The organism is Paenibacillus sp. FSL R7-0313, from assembly GCF_037969885.1.
Lineage (GTDB): Bacteria > Bacillota > Bacilli > Paenibacillales > Paenibacillaceae > Paenibacillus.
On sequence record NZ_CP150219.1, the window covers coordinates 5,339,643 to 5,354,129 of the forward strand.

Annotated in this window: 12 protein-coding genes; 6 read left to right on the forward strand and 6 right to left on the reverse strand. The window is 47.6% G+C overall.

The window, feature by feature from the left end; genetic code table 11:
• Positions 1-180: 180 nt before the first annotated feature.
• The 6 genes from NSQ38_RS23020 to mnhG are packed head-to-tail and all read left to right on the forward strand — an operon-like array spanning position 181 to position 6,089.
• Positions 181-3,135 (forward strand): Na+/H+ antiporter subunit A, encoded by a 2,955-nt coding sequence (locus tag NSQ38_RS23020; protein ID WP_339790664.1) that lies wholly within the window; start codon positions 181-183, stop codon positions 3,133-3,135.
• Between the two features lies 1 nt (position 3,136).
• A complete protein-coding gene (locus NSQ38_RS23025; RefSeq protein ID WP_036670645.1) occupies positions 3,137-3,475 on the forward strand; it encodes a Na(+)/H(+) antiporter subunit C in 339 nt (112 codons plus the stop codon).
• A complete protein-coding gene (locus tag NSQ38_RS23030) occupies positions 3,468-4,946 on the forward strand; it encodes a Na+/H+ antiporter subunit D (RefSeq protein WP_339784188.1) in 1,479 nt (492 codons plus the stop codon). The genes NSQ38_RS23025 and NSQ38_RS23030 overlap by 8 nt, the downstream gene beginning before the upstream one ends.
• Before the next feature lie 6 nt (positions 4,947-4,952).
• Positions 4,953-5,429, forward strand: a complete 477-nt coding sequence (locus tag NSQ38_RS23035) for a Na+/H+ antiporter subunit E (protein WP_036608718.1) — start codon at positions 4,953-4,955, stop codon at positions 5,427-5,429.
• Positions 5,429-5,713: a Na(+)/H(+) antiporter subunit F1 gene (locus NSQ38_RS23040; RefSeq protein ID WP_017688855.1), complete on the forward strand. Its 285-nt coding sequence runs from the start codon at positions 5,429-5,431 to the stop codon at positions 5,711-5,713. The genes NSQ38_RS23035 and NSQ38_RS23040 overlap by 1 nt, the downstream gene beginning before the upstream one ends.
• Entirely contained in the window at positions 5,697-6,089 is a 393-nt protein-coding gene (gene mnhG / locus NSQ38_RS23045; RefSeq protein ID WP_074094788.1) for a monovalent cation/H(+) antiporter subunit G, read from the forward strand. Before NSQ38_RS23040 ends, mnhG begins: the two co-directional genes overlap by 17 nt.
• 132 nt (positions 6,090-6,221) lie before the next feature.
• Here mnhG and NSQ38_RS23050 read toward each other — a convergent pair whose 3' ends face one another.
• From NSQ38_RS23050 to NSQ38_RS23075, 6 genes are all read right to left on the reverse strand, one after another.
• On the reverse strand, positions 6,222-7,337 hold the full coding sequence (locus NSQ38_RS23050) for a GDSL-type esterase/lipase family protein (protein WP_339790667.1): 1,116 nt from the start codon (positions 7,335-7,337) through the stop codon (positions 6,222-6,224).
• 108 nt (positions 7,338-7,445) lie between these two features.
• The gene (locus NSQ38_RS23055; protein ID WP_339784189.1) at positions 7,446-8,465 is read right to left on the reverse strand and encodes an alpha/beta hydrolase family protein; all 1,020 of its coding nucleotides are present in this window, start codon (positions 8,463-8,465) and stop codon (positions 7,446-7,448) included.
• Between the two features lie 189 nt (positions 8,466-8,654).
• Positions 8,655-10,901: an MMPL family transporter gene (locus NSQ38_RS23060; RefSeq protein ID WP_339784190.1), complete on the reverse strand. Its 2,247-nt coding sequence runs from the start codon at positions 10,899-10,901 to the stop codon at positions 8,655-8,657.
• Positions 10,902-11,008: 107 nt separating this feature from the next.
• Positions 11,009-12,163, reverse strand: a complete 1,155-nt coding sequence (locus tag NSQ38_RS23065) for a type III polyketide synthase (RefSeq protein ID WP_339784191.1) — start codon at positions 12,161-12,163, stop codon at positions 11,009-11,011.
• Between the two features lie 233 nt (positions 12,164-12,396).
• Entirely contained in the window at positions 12,397-13,017 is a 621-nt protein-coding gene (locus NSQ38_RS23070) for a flavin reductase family protein (RefSeq protein ID WP_339784192.1), read from the reverse strand.
• Positions 13,018-13,182: 165 nt separating this feature from the next.
• The gene (locus NSQ38_RS23075) at positions 13,183-14,175 is read right to left on the reverse strand and encodes an iron-hydroxamate ABC transporter substrate-binding protein (protein ID WP_339784193.1); all 993 of its coding nucleotides are present in this window, start codon (positions 14,173-14,175) and stop codon (positions 13,183-13,185) included.
• Positions 14,176-14,487 lie beyond the last annotated feature (312 nt).

Genomic DNA, 14,487 nt, shown 5'->3' on the forward strand with positions numbered 1-14,487 from the left:
CATCCCCATACAATATTATACTGAAATTTTCACCGTGTTTCTTCCATTCAAAGAATAGACACGATTCTGTATATACATACTTGGGTTATGAATATAGAGAGCAAGCATATCCTTCAAAGGATCATGCGCCTGTATGTCACAGAGAGAGTAATCGAACTACTAAACATTGGGGGTGTAATGTTGAGCCTGCTTCATGTTGCTGTTATTCTGCCTTTTGCCGCTGGCATTCTTCTTGCCACGCTGCATCGTTTCTTCCGTAAATTACATTTGGGATGGCCGGTTCTCCTTGTTCCGGCACTATTATTTGTATACTTTGCGAGTCTCATACCCGCTGTGTCACAGCGCAATACCGTATCTGGAAATATCCCATGGATTCCTTCACTGGACATTGGATTTAACCTGTATCTGGACGGTCTGAGCCTCATGCTGACACTGCTAATCACCGGAATCGGTGTCCTCGTTGTTCTCTACTCCATCTTCTACATGGATATGAAAGAAGCGCTGAACCGTTTCTACCTGTATCTGTTGATGTTCATGGGAGCCATGTTGGGCGTGGTGCTGTCTGATAATATGATCGTGCTCTACGGATTCTGGGAATTGACCAGTATTACGTCATTCCTGTTGATTGCATTTCATTACAAACGTAAAGCCTCGACTTCAGGTGCACAAAAATCATTCCTGATTACGGTATTTGGCGGTTTCGCCATGCTTACCGGATTCATGATGATGTATCTCATTACCGGAACATTCAGTATTCGTGCAACCATTGCAGGATTGGGTCAGTTTCAGGAAAGCGCGCTATTTCTACCCGCACTTATCTTGATCCTGATTGGAGCTTTCACCAAGTCAGCTCAATTCCCGTTCCACATCTGGTTGCCGGATGCCATGGAAGCTCCCACACCTGTTAGTGCCTATCTTCACTCAGCCACCATGGTCAAGGCCGGACTGTACGTTGTGGCCCGATTCACACCAATCTTCGGTGGAGAGGGACTCTGGTTCTGGCTGGTTACTGGCGTTGGTCTTCTAACTTTGTGTTATGGATCATTCCTGGCGGTGAAAAAAAACGATCTCAAAGCGATTCTCGCCTATTCGACCATCTCTCAACTTGGTCTGATCATGTCCCTGTTAGGGGTTGGATCTGCTGCTCTCTACTTCGGATATGGCGAATCCTCTGCGATGTATACCGTGGCAATAACCGCTGCGCTGCTTCACCTGTTTAATCATGCGACCTTCAAGGCCGCTCTGTTCATGGTCGTAGGCATTGTCGATCATGAAACGGGTACACGTGACATTCGGAAGCTCGGTGGACTTGCTTCATTCATGCCAATTACATTCACCGTGGCATTGCTCGGTTCACTTGCCATGGCGGGTATTCCGCCGTTCAACGGATTCCTGAGCAAGGAGTTATTCTTCCAGGCGATGGTAGAAGTCACGCATCTGCGAATCTTTGGACTTGGGTCCTGGAGTGTTCTATTGCCGGTATTCGCTTGGCTTGCAAGTGTGTTTACCCTGATCTATGCGCTTATTATCGTGTTCAAAACATTCCTCGGTCGTAGCCAAAGCGAGATCCCTGCCGAGAAGCTACACGAAGCGCCCGCTGGCATGCTCATTCCGCCTGTTGTTCTAGGTGTTCTTGTCATCGTATTCGGACTCTTCCCGAATCTGCTGGCCGGATCACTGATTGAACCGGCAATGGCCGCTGTGCTTCCATCCCTCTTAAATGGGAATGAGCGCTTCGATGTACATTTCTCTCTGTGGCATGGATGGACTCCGGAACTGATTATGACGATCGGAGTTGTGATTCTCGGAATCACTCTCTACAAGCTGTTGCCACGATGGAGGAATATTTATGAGCATTATCCACAAGGATTAACAATTAACAATATGTACCATGTCGTGCTGGATAATCTTCAGCATTATGCACGCAAATGGACGGAAGCCTATATGAATGGCTCGGTTCGTAATTATCTCGTTTACATTTTCTCATTCACGGTCGCGTTGCTGGTCTATGCCTTCTTCCGTTCAGGAGAAAATATTACCTGGAATCTGCAGGGCAATGCACCTTACTCATTCTATGAGGTGGTACTGCTAGTCACGCTCATCGGCGCTGCAGTTTCAATTCCTTTTGCCAAGAACAGATTGTCGGCAGTCATTATGACCGGAGCGGTTGGTTACCTCGTAACCCTGCTGTTTGTACTCTTCCGGGCGCCGGATCTGGCGTTGACACAGATGATTGTTGAGACGGTATCCGTTGCGTTGTTCCTGCTCTGCTTCTACCATCTGCCTGAGCTTCAACGTGGCAAATCAAGCCGCAGTTATCTCACGGTGAATATGATCGTAGCGATTGCAGTCGGAATCGTGATGACTTTTGTGGCACTGGCTGCAAGCGGAACAGCATCACTCGACAGCATTTCTACTTTCTTCCTTCAGGAAGCCTATGATTCGGCTGGTGGTAAAAATGTCGTGAACGTGTTATTGGTGGATTTCCGAGGCTTCGATACGTTATTGGAGATTATGGTGCTTGGGGTTGCTTCATTGTCCATCTACTCCATGATTAATCTGAACCTCGAAGCAAAAGATCTCGGAGCCCGCTTGAAGTTCCGTAAGAAGGACGAAAGTCAGGATTCCGAGCCCGATCTGGATGATGAAACAGACAATACGAAAAAATATGGTAACCGGGAACGCAGCTCATCCTCGTGGGATACTGTTCCCTTGCAGAGTAATGATGTATTGCTGCAAACGACCACCAAGGTCGTTGTGTTCATCATTCTGACGTTTGCCATGCATCTCTTCTTTGCAGGTCACCACAATCCGGGCGGAGGTTTCATCGGCGGCTTGGTAACAGCGGCAGCGCTCGTATTGATTGCCCTGGCATTCACTACTGATACAATACGCAAAGCGTTACCCGTTGACTTCCGTGTTCTCACAGGGATCGGATTGGGTATAGCGTTACTTACGGGTGCGGGTTCATTTATATTCGGAGTCCCGTTCCTAAGTCAAACCTTCGGCTATTTCGAACTTCCTTTGCTGGGAGAGACAGAACTCGCCACGGCCATGCTGTTTGATCTTGGCGTGTATCTCGCTGTCCTGGGTGTCACCATGACCATCATTCTACAGATCGGGGAGGATCGCTGATATGGAAATATTGATGTGTGTAGCCGTTGGCATTCTGTTTGCGGTTGCCGTCTTTTTAATCTTGTCGCGGAGCCTGCTCCGCATCGTACTTGGCATGTCCATACTAACCCATGGCGTGCATCTGCTCTTGATCACCATGTCACGTCTCAAAACTGGGGCACCACCACTGCTTGGGGAGATGGCTGAACGTTATGTCGATCCACTTCCTCAGGCTTTGATACTAACTTCAATTGTTATTAATTTTGGCCTCACTGCGTTCTTCTTTGTTCTCTCCTATCGTTCTTATCTGAAGTTAAAAACAGACGATATGGAAGAAGTAAGGGGGCGCCCATATGAATAATCTCGTCGTTCTGCCGATTCTGTTGCCTTTAATTACAGGCGTTCTGACTTTGCTCTTTTTCCGGAAAACAAATATCCAGCGGATCATTAGTGTCATCGGACTTTTGTTTACAGCAGCGGTCTCAACCATACTCATTACTCGTGTGACTCAAACTGGAGTTCTAACGCTTAATATGGGCGGTTGGGCACCTCCTTATGGTATTGTGCTTGTTGCTGACATGGTGTCGGCGCTACTTGTCGTAGCCGCTTCCATCATTGCACTGGCGTGTCTACTGTATGCTTTCCGCAGTGTGAACAAGGAGCGGGAAGAGCACCACTTCTATCCGTTCTTTCATTTCCTGATTGCGGGAGTTAATGGATCATTTCTAACCGGAGATTTGTTCAATTTGTTTGTCAGCTTTGAACTGATGCTCATCTCTTCCTATGCACTGATCGTATTGGGAGGTACGGAAAGACAATTACGTGAAACGATTAAATATGTCTTGATTAACATCGTTTCTTCAGCACTGTTTGTCGCTTCCATCGGCTTCCTCTACTCTATTACTGGCACATTGAACATGGCAGACTTGTCCGTAAAAATTGCTGAAGTGGGACAGAGCGGGGTCATTACCTTAATTGCCGTACTCTTCCTAATCGTATTTAGCATCAAGGCCGGACTGTTCCTGTTCTTCTGGCTGTCGGGCTCTTATGCGGCACCACCTGCTGTCGTCACTGCATTGTTCGCAGGATTGCTTACCAAAGTTGGCTTGTACGCAATTGTGCGAACATTCACACTGATCTTCTATCATGATCCTGATTTCTTCCATACACTGATCGGATGGATGGCTGGTGCAACGATGGTCCTTGGTGTCATTGGTGCGATCTCATACCGCGATGTGAACAAAATTCTCATTTACAACGTGGTCGCAGGTGTAGGTTTTGTCGCTTTTGGTATGGCTTCGGCCAGTCGTCCTGCACTGGAGGGGCTGCTCTTCTATATGCTGCATGATATGTTGATCAAAACATTGCTCTTCCTGCTCGGCGGTGCCTTGATCGCTGTTGCCGGAACATCAAAACTCGATAACATGGGTGGGCTGATCCATCGCTATCCACTGCTCGGCTGGATGTTCTTCATTAGCGCACTTGCCTTGGCAGGTTTGCCGCCATTCAGTGGATTTCCAGGGAAGTTGCTTCTCTTTGAAGGAGGCTTGCAGGCAGGCTTGTATGGTCTTACCGGCATTGCGGTGCTTTCGAGCTTGTTGATGTTATATTCGGTACTACGCATCTTCATACAAGCGTTCTGGGGCGAACCGCCTGCCGGGGTTACAAGACGCCCTTACGCGGTGAACGGCCTGCTGATTCCTGCCGGAATTCTGTTTGTATTCATCATCGTAATGGGTGTGGGGGCTGAAGGCATGTTCCAATTGACCTCCCGCGCAGGCGATATTCTACTGCATCCCAATATTTATATTGATGCCGTATTGAAGGAGTAGATGTCTATGGCCTTTCAGATTGTACTGAATCTTATCATTGCTTTTGTATGGATGTTTCTGAACAATGCCTGGAATGGTGTTGGTTTTCTCATAGGTTACCTGCTTGGACTGCTTCTCATCGGGGGAATGCGCAGATTTTTCCCCCAGCGCTTCTATATTGTGCGGGTCTGGGCCATCTTCAAACTGATTACACTGCTGTTCAAGGAACTGGTGCGAGCCAGCATTGAGGTTATACGCCAGATTATCAAGCCCAAGCTCGATATAAGGCCCGGTATTTTTACGTATAAAACTCAATTGTCCTCGGATTGGGAGGTTACTCTGCTCTGCTTACTCATCTCATTGACACCAGGTTCTCTTCCGCTTGAGATCTCGGGTAATCAACGCAAACTGTTTATTCATGCACTGGATATCAAGGATGAACAGAAAATGAGAGATGATATCCAAAATACATTCGAAAAAGCAATTATGGAGGTGACGCGTTAATGTTATCCTCACTGTTGTTCATCTCCTTGCTCATCCTCTCCTTAGCCATACTAGGTTGCTTGTACAGGGTGCTGCGGGGACCATCCATGGCTGATCGGATTACAGCATTGGATACCATCGGTATCAATGTAATTGCCATCGTTGCCGTTCTGTCGATGATGCTGCAAACCCAAGCCTATCTGGATATCATCTTGCTGATTGGTATTCTGGCCTTTCTAAGTACAGTGGCATTTGCACGTTATATCGAACGGGGGGCGGTATTCAAAAATGATGGAGATCGTTAAAGTAACCACTGAAACCGCTATAGGTCTACTCGTACTGCTCGGTGCACTACTCAGTGCACTCAGTGCATTCGGACTTATTCGTCTGCCTGATGTATATCTGAGAGCCCATGCCGCAACCAAAAGTATGACACTTGGAGTATTCTGTGTATTAAGCGCTACATTTTTCTACTTCTGGTACTTCGATAACTATATCAGTGCCCGCTTGTTGCTTGGTATCCTGTTTGTATTCATCACGGCTCCGGTGGCCGGACATCTGAACGGACGGGCCGCCTATCGCACAGATGTACCGCTGTGGGAGCAGAGCGTTCAAGATGAACTGGAACCTTTGTTAAAAGGGAAAAAGGTGAACCATGAGGCCAAGGATATGATGGAATAATCCCAAGCCTAGGCATAACGAATACCCCCAAGGGATCAACCGCTCGTTTTGCGGTACGTCCTGGGGGTATTTTTTATTTTCATACACGGATCATATCAAACACTGATTATACAGACAGATTAAGTAGTATAGTCAGAAACCATTCAGTCCCTGTCTTCTCAGATCCGCAGCCACAATACGCGCAAGCTCCGCAGCGCCTTGACGATTCGGATGCAGACTATCCCCTGTCATATATAGACCAAGTGTTGCCGCTGGACCAATGGACGTGAAATAGGCAGAACTTAACTTATTCAGTTCAACCAGGGTGACTCCCTCTTCCTGAGCTAGTGCACGGGTGGATTGATTGTACCAGCGGTTCTCCGCTTGATGCACATTGGCTGAATTAAAGTCCGTTGCCCGGCCTTGAGGCGTAGAGAGAATGACCGTTGCTCCTTTGTTCTTTGCCTGACGCACCATATCCCGCATAATCTCCTTGAACTGCGCCTCTGTTGTATTGTTCTTGGCATTGGTGTCGTTAATTCCGAATTGCAAAATAAAATAATCTCCCGGCTTGATATACTTGAGAATCGCTTCCATCTGACCATCATCGCGGAATCCTCTCGCAAACTGACCACTTGCCGCCATATTGCGAACCTGGAAGGTGGAATTGTTCACATAGGACGGAAACAGCTGTCCCCAACCTCCTTGTACACTGCTACCCAGCGGATAGTAATTGCAGACTGTTGAATCCCCACCAATGTAGATTGTGCGGTTGGTAACGGTCTGATTGGATAACTTCCGGATTTCGAGTGCACTAAGTGTGAAGGCGGTGCCTGTCTTTCCTTCCGTAACCAGCAGGTTTAATTGCCCGTCAGTCACCGGAATTTGAAATTGGTCCGTTGCCCCGTTGCCTGTCATATTAATGATCTGGTAGACACCTTCTGCAGCCACACTCGCTCTGGCTGTATTGCCCAGAACCACTTTGACCTCATAGAGACCATTGGACAGATTCACATTGAAGGTATTGGTGCTCTTCGTGCCGTAAGTCAGAAACTGCACAGCGTCACTCTTAACCCCGCTTCCTGAGGCAGACACATTCCTCATCTGTGCAGGTGTGTTGAAGCCATAACCTTTCGTAGATGTATAGGCATCTCCTGCGGACACGCCTGTGTAACCGCTCTCAACAGCACCCGAACCAAAATCAAATCTGTAATTGTCTGTTGCCGCTTCGGCGACTCGCCCTCCACTGCTTCCCAAACCGATGCCCATTGTACTCGCAAACAGAACAAGACAGAGCAGAAGCTTTACCGATATTGACCATTTCATCACTGAATTCTCCTCTCGAATCAGAATTAACTCGGTGCACGATCCACAACTTCACAGAACTTGGTCAAGCCAGTCATAGGCTTTCGCTCCGCTAATCTCATGTCCACCTGTAAAGAAATCCGCATCCAGTGATTCTGATGCTCCCGCCTGCTCATATATGTGTGTCAAACGGGCATACGCCTCTCTCGCTGCATGAATGGGGAACACCAGGTCATCACTTCCAGCTTCAATAAAAAGTGGCCTAGGCACAATCAGGCCGATGAGATCCGGCAACTCCGCTTCACCCAGGATACCTGGCACATAGTTGTCCAGACAATGGTTCCGATCCAATATGCTGCCCTGGAATGTATTTGCATAACCGCTTACCACAGTTGCCCTGAACCGTTCATCCAACGCGGCTGTAAATGCGGTCACCAGCCCACCGCCCGAGATACCCATGCTTCCAATTCGCTCCGAATCCACTTCTGGCCGAGTCGATACATAATCCAATACACGTGTTGTTTCATACACCCTATGACCGGCGAGGGTCTTCCCCACCATGAGCAGATGCGCAGCAATCTTCGTACAGGAACTTACCCCTGGTGGCGCATCGCGGTCCTCTTCCAGTCTTCGATCACCAAATCCGAGCAGCTCTGGAGCCGCAACCACATAACCACGCTTCACAAGAGCTACTGCAAAGTCCTTGTGTAATCCGGGCTCTCCTGTCCGTGGCGACCCATCAGGTTCCATACCCGATATCTCTCGGCTACCGTAGCCATGCCCATGACAAGCAACGATAGCAGGTCTTTTAGTATCGGTAACGTTACCCTCATCTGGAATTAATAAATATACAGGCATACGAAGTCCTGCATAGGTCGTGATTTCAATCCGCTCCCGAATATATCCGTCACATGTAATGCGCTCCAGTAAGACAGGATTCAGTGCGGCCGCCATCGTGGGAAAACCGCCCAACCGTTCTTTTACACGTGTACGTAACTGACTTCGCCATAACTCCAGGGGTTGATCTGCATGATACGCGGAACGATCACGGAGATTCGTTTGTTGTTGTAAATAGGCTTCAATATCCGACATGGGCCTGTGTCCCTCCTGTTATTCGTAGGATAACGTAGATATAAGACTGTTACATGGAATTAATCCCATCCATTATAGAACATCTAGGTCAGCCATGAATTGAACATGTTTGCCTGTTTTGAATAGAATCACACGATTTCTAGCCAAAAAGGATATCTCCAACCTGAAGACAGGTTACGGAAATACCCTTCATTTCATCTGACCTGGCAGCCACCAGTTCCACCTGCCCATTAATTTCATCAATGCAGGTACCAGTATTAGCCGAATTAATGTAACGTCAATCAACACCGCTGCCGTGATTCCGATCCCTAACTGCCTCACACCTGCGACTTCGGCAGAAGCAAACGGCACGGTCACCGCAAGCAGAATTGCCGCGGCGGAGGTAACCAGACGACCCGTAGAAGCCAATCCCTGTTGGACAGCCACATCACTGTCTCCGGTTCGTCTATACACTTCCTGAATACGGCTCAGCATAAACACACCATAATCCATGGATATGCCAAACACCAATCCTGCAATGAATACAGGAATCATAATGGCAATGGCTGACGGCTCCATACCTAGATGTCCTTCATTGAACACCCACACCAATATGCCAAATGAAGCGGCTAAGCTGAGCAGATTCATCAGAATTGCCTTGATTGGAATGAGCATCGATCGGAATGCCGCCAGTAACACAAGATAATTGGTGACCACTACAAATACCAGCACTTTGGGCAGTTGACTTGTGACTTCCTGCATTATTTCATACTGCTTGGCAGCTTCCCCACCATAACGTAGTTTTACGTTGTTGGAACCAAGCGTATAATCGCTATTCCTCATTCGTTCCAGCCAATCTGCCACCTGCTCCGACCCGGGCTCCCCGTGTACGGTGGCTACCAATCGTATGGAATGATCAGAGACCGTTGAACGCAGCCATGCCGTCCTTGTTGACTCCTTACCTTCTATGGAAGGAGTGAGCGACGACGGCGGAATTCGAAAAAGGCTTTGCGCGCCATTTTGATTCGGCTGTAATAGACCCCATGGTGAAACAATGCTCAATACGTCTGAGTCCTGCAGTAATTGACGGGCTTTGTTGTGGGCCAACTGCCAGTGAGAGGCAGTTAACAGTTCCTGCTGTCCGCCAATCACGATCTCGATGGCGGAGGTATTCTTTTGCCCCAAATCATGTTGCAACTGCTCTGCTGTCTGGCGGGACTCCATTCTCTCTGGCAGTGAAGAAGCATCCGGGACGGACAGTTCCAACCGGGTCACTGGATAAACACACAGGAGCAGCACAACCGTACCTCCAATGGCCATACTGACTGGTCGTTTCATGACCATTGCTGACCATCTATGCCAGACCGAGCGTCTGGGTAACGAATGGATTAACTTTCGCTTGAAGACCCGATCCGCAGACAGTGACAGTAGAGCTGGCAGCAGCGTAACATTTAACAATAGCGATAGGAGCAGAACAATAATGGCCCCCAAGGAGACACTCAGAAACATTGGCAGTCTGATCCAGAGCAAACCCAGCAGCCCAAGGAGCACGCAAGCTGCCGAGAACAATACCGCTCTGCCTGCTGTACGCAATGTTCGCTGAAGAATCTCGCTCCGCAAAACCTCGCTTTGCATATCCAGGCTGCTGCCCGTAACGTTAGCTTTGCCTTCATCTTCGTAGACCCGCTGAAGTTCTTCCCTGTACCTGCTCAGGATGATCAGGGCAAAGTCTATACTGAGTGCCATTCCCACCATGGGAATCACATTAATGATAAAGTTGGACAATTCCAGATGATAACCAAGGAGTGACGTGACTCCCATAGCGGTAATCACAGCACTGATGCCCATCATAACAGCAATCAACGCGGCATATAGCCCCCTGAATGCAAAACACAAAACGATCAGGGCAATCGGCAGGCCGACCATTTCTGCACGTTCCAGATCACGAAAGCTCAGATGATTGACATCCTGCTGCACGACTGCCTTTCCCGTCAATTGCACCGTACCTGGACCGTCTGTTGCCAACACGGCGCGCAACTGCTCCAGTGGGGGACCCATCTGATGCGCGGGCACATCCATTTTCACAAGGGCATATGCCCTTTGGTCTTGCATCGTCACTCTTTCGCTAACATCCAGAGGGGACGTGATAGAGGTTACCGCAGGCAGCACTAGAACCTGTGTCAATTGATCCTTGATCCACTGCCGGAACTGTAACGGCGAGGTATTTTCCTTTTTCTCAAAAACCAGAATAACCGGATCAGCAGGAGAACCGAATTCGTCCTCCAGAACAGCATCAACTGCTTGCGCATCCCCGTGAACCCGTTTTAATCCGTGATCCTGAACTATGTCAGGTAACTTCCACGCCCAGACCGCTGACATTCCGATGATAAATACCCAGCAGAGAATAATGAACCTCGGATATCGGCTGATGAAGGCAGCAAGTCTGCGATAACCCATACCTAAGCTCCTCTGCAATTAGATTAGTCCTTCGATTATGTTCATCGGTAAGATCTAAGCACATTCATACACTTGCGGTGTATATCTCCTTCACTCGGGTTCGCGAACTATTGGATACCATGATTCACAGGTGTTCTGTTCGCTATGGGGGCAGGGATGTATGTAAAAGGAAGTAACTCTGCCGTCAGTCCCGGGCCAAAGGCCAGCGCAATCCCACTGGAATGCTCTTCCTTCTGTCTGTAATCCTCGCGGATGGCTTGAAGAACAAAAAGAATCGTCACGGACGACAGGTTGCCATAATCCCGCAGAATGTTTCTGCTGTAGGAGACCTGCTCATCTGTCAACTGATACAGCTTCTGAACGGCATCCACGATGCCTCTGCCTCCCGGATGGATCGCCCATATTTCCGGTAAACTGCTACCCTCCAGCAACCGCTCTACCTCTGGACCGAGATGCAAACCAAGCAGCTTCGGAATCTGTGGTGACAGGTAGAGATCAAAACCTGTATTGCCCACTTCCCAGATCATTTCTTCTGCACAATCCGGGAGCAGCGTTGATTGCCCATGACCTAATCGAAAACATTCATTGCGGTCTGTTCCGGACGCACCAATAACACAGGCAGAGGCACCGTCTCCGAAAAACGATGCGGCATACAGGTCGTCCCGTTTGGCAGATGGCTGAAAGTGAAGTGTGCATAGTTCCACACACACGATGAGAACTGTAGCCTTCTGATCTGCCGTTACAATGGAATTCGCCAGTTGGATCGCCTTCAGACCGGCTGCACATCCTTGAAACACCAGTGGAATCCGGTTGATCTGCGGTGACAGTTCAAGCTGTTGGATCAGCCGAACATCAAGTCCCGGCAAGAATTGCCCCGTGCAACTCACCGTAATGAGATGTGTAATTTCCGAGGAGGTTACGTCTGCATCCTGAATGGCCTGTCCGGCCGCCTCGAGACCAAGTGGAACAGCAGCAGCTTTGTATTTGCCCATACGTTCGGATGTAGTCGGAACCTCGTCCGCATTGGTAAAGGGTAAATATCGGCAAGAATCAACAGGCTCAAGCAGATTCGGTTCACACGTATACCGAGTCTCCACACCGCACTGATTAAAGATTCGTTTGGCCCACCTTCTCGCATCTGGCTCATGTTCCAGCGCTTGCGCGAGACGGGCAGACACATCCTTTTGCTCAATACGGTGGGCAGGCCACGCCGTTCCTATTCCCATAATACTTGCCCCAGTAGTTGCCTCAAGCTGGTTCATCGGCTTAACCCCCTTATAGTACGTGTTCAAAAGTAGGCTTTTTAAACAACCTATATATAAAATAGGTTCATATGACATGTGTGCAGGATATAGTACAAGTCTATTCACTACCTGTCCTGTTTATGTTCATATTAACAAGCAAAGGCGAACAACATATGCGAGTTTCGCACGTGCTGTCCGCCTTTGCTACCGGATTAAACCCGTTCCTATATTACATATTCGATCTGTCAGAACTACTCAGGCCGAATTATAGTAAATCTCTCCCCAAGTTTGGCATAATCATTACCTGCCAGTCGGCTGACTGGTTTCAAATGATCCATGAGGATATAGCCTTTGTCCGGATTATAGACTTGTTCGCTGAAATGATACTGCACAATGCGTACCAGCAGCAGGTCACTCACCGGTTTACCATCATCATTCGTGATAGGAATGTGTTGATACAGCTCACACTCCATCCGAATAAGTGCTTCTTTTATTCCTGGCACGGTGACCTTTGTACTCGGCACTGTAGTCAGTTTCGTCCGCTCAAGCTCACTTTCGTGGGGTTCAAGAATAGCTGCTGTCTCATTCACTTCTGTTATGATCGCTTCATCACATATATGCACGACCAGTTCTTTATGAGCAAGCACATTACGTGCGGTATCTTTCATGATACCGTCTTTACGTGCAATGGATATGGATAACAGCGGTGGGTCCGAACTAACCACATTAAAGAAGCTAAAAGGCGCTGCATTGATCACACCATTCTCATCTGAACGTGTCGTCACAAAAGCTATTGGACGCGGCACCACCGAACCACTCATCAGTTTATAGTTGTCTCTTCCCGTTATTTCACGTGGATCCAATGTATACATATGTAATATCTCCTTCCCTGCCACAAAGTATATGACCACTCTACTTCATGACAATACAATAAACTAACTTCTTTATTATATATCCTAAAATGCTGTATTAACAAAAAAACTCCCTGGTGTCCATTGCACCAAGGAGTTCAAACATGTTATACATTTGACCATTTCTTATTTAACAATGCTCTTTTGAATGTCTTCCATAATTTGAAGATTCGCTTGAACTCCACTATATAACCAGCTGCTGGAACGGGGAAACTCGAACAAATTACCATTTTTCACAGCTGGGATGCTTTGCCATACCGGATCTTTCAGTGCTTCTGCCCCTGTACCTTCATCACTATTCACAAAGAACAAGTAGTCTACATCCATTTCAGCCAGCTTCTCCATAGAGATGGAAGACCAGTTACCTGTCGCATTGGCAGAGATTTCTTTTACAACTTCAGGCTCTACAAGTCCCAGTTCTTTGTACATTACTTCTCCACTCGATACATTGTCACTTACGATGAAGAACTTGCCGCTAACCAACCAAATGGCAGCTGCCGATTTTGTCCCCCCTGTAACGGTGTTGATCTTTTCCTTGATTTCTGTAGCTTTAACTTCGTAATCATCCAGCGCTTTTTGTGCTTCGGCACTCTTATTCAAAATTTCACCGATTTTCAGCTGCGTTTTGCGCCAGTCGTTATTAATCTCATCGCCGAGTACGTACGTCGGTGCAATCTTACTGTACTGTTCGTACTTCTCACCTTCAACTACACTTTCGGAACCGATAATAATCAGATCCGGATTAAAACTTGTTACCGCTTCAAAAGGCAGATCGAAAGCAATCGTGGAGATACCATTCAGATCTTTTTGTAAATATTCCTGAATTCCGTTGGCTACGGACCATTGGGCAACTGGCTTAACGCCTAGTGTTACCAGATTGTCTTCCAGATAAGAAGCGATAATGCGCTCCGGATTTGCGGGAATTGTTACTTCGTGTCCCATTGCATCTGTTAATGTGCGCTCTGTAGCGGCTTCTGTTTGCGTCTCTGCCTCCGTTGTTGTATCGTTCTCTCCTGCTGCTCCGTTCTCTGCAGGCTTCGCTCCACACGCGGCCAACCAGATGGACATGACCATCACCGTAATTAGAAGCATGATCATCTTTCTATTTCTCTTAAACACTGTATTAACCCCTTTCAATATGAACACCTCATTAGGCGTTATTATGACAGATATCTACGTTCAAAAATATTGATACTATTATTGATACATATAATATCCGTATGTACATTTGTCCGATTCCATTGACAATGATAATTGTTATCAGTTCAGTTGTCAATTCGATTATGCTCTGCGCTATAAAGTTGAACTAAAGATTATTTACACTGACACTTCGATGATAGAACAACCTTCCAATCGCTGTTATCCCCAGATTTTTTCGATCCCCCTTTCTCTAAGGGAAAATCCGGTGATAGCGTATGCTTCCGATGCAGC

Bases quoted from the DNA above. Each gene is read 5' to 3' on its own strand.
- NSQ38_RS23025 (WP_036670645.1), top strand. From the start codon at position 3,137: ATGGAAATATTGATGTGTGTAGCCGTTGGCATTCTGTTTGCGGTTGCC.
- NSQ38_RS23030 (WP_339784188.1), top strand. From the start codon at position 3,468: ATGAATAATCTCGTCGTTCTGCCGATTCTGTTGCCTTTAATTACAGGC.
- NSQ38_RS23035 (WP_036608718.1), top strand. From the start codon at position 4,953: ATGGCCTTTCAGATTGTACTGAATCTTATCATTGCTTTTGTATGGATG.
- NSQ38_RS23040 (WP_017688855.1), top strand. From the start codon at position 5,429: ATGTTATCCTCACTGTTGTTCATCTCCTTGCTCATCCTCTCCTTAGCC.
- mnhG (WP_074094788.1), top strand. From the start codon at position 5,697: ATGATGGAGATCGTTAAAGTAACCACTGAAACCGCTATAGGTCTACTC.
- NSQ38_RS23050 (WP_339790667.1), bottom strand. From the start codon at position 7,337: ATGGGCATCGGTTTGGGAAGCAGTGGAGGGCGAGTCGCCGAAGCGGCA.
- NSQ38_RS23055 (WP_339784189.1), bottom strand. From the start codon at position 8,465: ATGTCGGATATTGAAGCCTATTTACAACAACAAACGAATCTCCGTGAT.
- NSQ38_RS23060 (WP_339784190.1), bottom strand. From the start codon at position 10,901: ATGGGTTATCGCAGACTTGCTGCCTTCATCAGCCGATATCCGAGGTTC.
- NSQ38_RS23065 (WP_339784191.1), bottom strand. From the start codon at position 12,163: ATGAACCAGCTTGAGGCAACTACTGGGGCAAGTATTATGGGAATAGGA.
- NSQ38_RS23070 (WP_339784192.1), bottom strand. From the start codon at position 13,017: ATGTATACATTGGATCCACGTGAAATAACGGGAAGAGACAACTATAAA.